The organism is Acidithiobacillus sp. HP-11, assembly GCF_015100075.1.
Taxonomy (GTDB): Bacteria; Pseudomonadota; Gammaproteobacteria; order Acidithiobacillales; family Acidithiobacillaceae; genus Acidithiobacillus; species Acidithiobacillus thiooxidans.
The window spans coordinates 1-2325 of the sequence record NZ_JACKYY010000099.1 but is presented as its reverse complement, the minus strand read 5'-3'; the positions used below and the strand labels follow the sequence as shown (position 1 = coordinate 2325).

Here is a 2325-nt window from a genome sequence, read left to right as displayed (position 1 = left end):
TCTCTGCCCACCGTCGATACAAAATATCCGCGCGCCCAAAAATGCTGACCCACGGACTTACGGTGAACGGAAGCGTAAGTCCGTGGGTCAGCATTTTTGGGCGCGCGGATATTTTGTATCGACGGTGGGCAGAGATGAAGCGATGATTCGGTATTATATTCGCCATCAGGAGAAAGAGGATGAACGAGTAGATCAGTTGAACATATGGAGCTGATCCGTGCCACCCAGTGGTGGCGCCAAAACTGAGTGGCCGCGTTAGCGTCCCCGTTTTAAGCCGCTTTGAGCGGCTCATGAACTAAAGCTCCCGGCTTTGCCGGGAGATACTTACTAATCATGAATTACGGAGTGTCTACGTGATGAATAAATTATACAGCAGGTAATATGATCAAGAGCGATACTGCATTAAAGTCAAAGCCGCTTCAGCATGAATCCACTTAAGTGTCGCTTCTCGATAAGCCCTCAAGGCATGAGGCACCTTGTTCACAGCATTTTTTGCCTTTATATCGCCATTATCTCGTGATAGTACCCGTTTTAAAAAGTTATACCAATACTGAGTGCGGTTTTTCCAGAACCGTTCCTTTTTATGATAAATGGGTAACTTTATTTTAGTAATTTTATGTTCTTGCTGACTTTTTAAAGCATCTTGCTTGAGCTTCAGAAGGATGTTTTCCCGATCAATATCGAGCTGCTGATTCGCATGATGTACTGCACCCATGATGTCGATCGGCATGTTCAGGTATAAACCACCGATGATTGCCATTTTCGTTCTTCCCGCTGCAGGGTAGTAGGAGGGTCTCACAAAAAGCTTTAACTTTACATCAAGAAATCGTAACCAACCGAGTTTGCGCTGCCCATGATAATAGCGTATTAAACCTTCAATAGCAGGATGCCGGCGGAGCACGCTTGGTGTAATTCTGTGCGCATTTTGTTTTTCATTTGGTCGCTTAGGAATAAATGAATGAAGCTTGTGTCCTATAGTTTCGATCAACTTATGTAAAGATATTTCTGTACGCATGCGTGAAAGATAAGTCGTTAGACGCAACCTTTCAAGAATTCCATGCACACTTTCTGGAATATGTTTATCATGTTTAAAAATTATTAAAATCTTTTTTAACTCTCGTGCTATCTTATAGTTCTCCCAGTAGGTCACATATGACTTCTGAATATGCATTCTGATATTTCTTGACTCTGAGTCATATTTAGAAAGATTTTTGTAGTATGCGGGCTCGGCTTCTGCGGTAATGTGACGTAAATATTTATTTCCACCAAATAAATAATATTTAAATCCGAGTTTTGGTTTCATAATGTAGGCGCGTGGAATACCGTCATAGTTGAAGTGGGTATAATGACCAGCCTTTATTCTCCCTTGGAGAATGGGCGAGCTTTCTGCGTGTAAAATTTTGATCTCCTGCCGGGCTGCACGTACGTCATTTTCTTTCTCGCGCATTGCCGGTGACTGCTGCGCAATATTTTCTATTTGGCTTAATGTCATCACTTGCTTTCCATAAGCAGGACTCACATAAAATGTGGCTATACACAATAAGAATGATGATAACCACCATGTAAATTTAATTCTATCAATAGAAATGATTGTAGCCCTCCATTTCACGTTTACAGGTAACTTTATGAACATTAAATCACAAACATCTATAACATTCCCAAAAAATATCCAGCGCCGCCCCAAAACGCAACCCATATGACTGCACCTAATATATTCCAGAGATAAAAATCCTGTAGTGTTGTTTCTGCGGATCCAGAGATGTAGCCTTGAAGCTGTCGCAACGGAACAATGAATCGGCCAAATAGCACCACTATGGAGCCATATTTATTCATGAAAGTATGCGTCTTATTAAGGCGTTCTGCTGTAATCCCTATCCATCGACCATGTTTTTTGACCCATTTGATACCGACTTTGTAACCTATGTAATAGGCGGTGAACCAACCGGCACTGGTACCTATTATGCCGAGGGCAAATAATACTAGCGGATTAAAGGCACCTTGGCTGGCTACAAAACCTGCACCAATCAACAAGGTCTCCCCAGGTAAAAAAATGACACCGGCGCTTTCCAGGAACAATCCAGCCAGGCTCCTCGCTACTTGGAGTGGATACGAGGGTACGGTAGTCTTAGGGCATTGCTGATCTAGGGAAGGTTAATGATGGACGAAGACAAGCTGTTTACCTTGGCGTTGGGRTTGGTTCCGCCGTGGATGGTGGACGATGTGACTTTCAAGCTGGAGGAGAAGCGGTTGGACCTGCATATCAACTTTCCCAAGGGAAGTCGGCTTGCTTGCCCTGTCTGCGGTCAGGACTGCCCGGTCCATGAC

General features: G+C 43.5%; 3 protein-coding genes and 1 pseudogene. 2 read left to right on the top strand and 2 right to left on the bottom strand.

The window, feature by feature from the left end; genetic code table 11:
- Positions 1 to 214: transposase (locus H7F08_RS15150; RefSeq protein ID WP_193640991.1), on the top strand; the 214-nt coding region annotated here is incomplete at its 5' end.
- Positions 215 to 385: 171 nt separating this feature from the next.
- Here the strand turns inward: H7F08_RS15150 and H7F08_RS15145 are convergent.
- Both H7F08_RS15145 and H7F08_RS15140 read right to left on the bottom strand, forming a co-directional pair.
- Positions 386 to 1492, bottom strand: coding sequence for a hypothetical protein (locus H7F08_RS15145; RefSeq protein ID WP_031573976.1), 1107 nt, complete (start codon positions 1490 to 1492; stop codon positions 386 to 388).
- A 155-nt stretch (positions 1493 to 1647) separates the two neighbouring features.
- The gene (locus H7F08_RS15140; RefSeq protein ID WP_193640990.1) at positions 1648 to 2076 is read right to left on the bottom strand and encodes a DedA family protein; all 429 of its coding nucleotides are present in this window, start codon (positions 2074 to 2076) and stop codon (positions 1648 to 1650) included.
- Between the two features lie 78 nt (positions 2077 to 2154).
- Here H7F08_RS15140 and H7F08_RS15135 point away from each other — a divergent pair.
- A pseudogene (locus tag H7F08_RS15135) lies at positions 2155 to 2325 on the top strand (ISL3 family transposase); the annotation flags it as partial.

Excerpts from the sequence above, each read along its gene's own strand:
- H7F08_RS15145 (WP_031573976.1), bottom strand. The coding sequence starts at position 1,492 with ATGACATTAAGCCAAATAGAAAATATTGCGCAGCAGTCACCGGCAATG.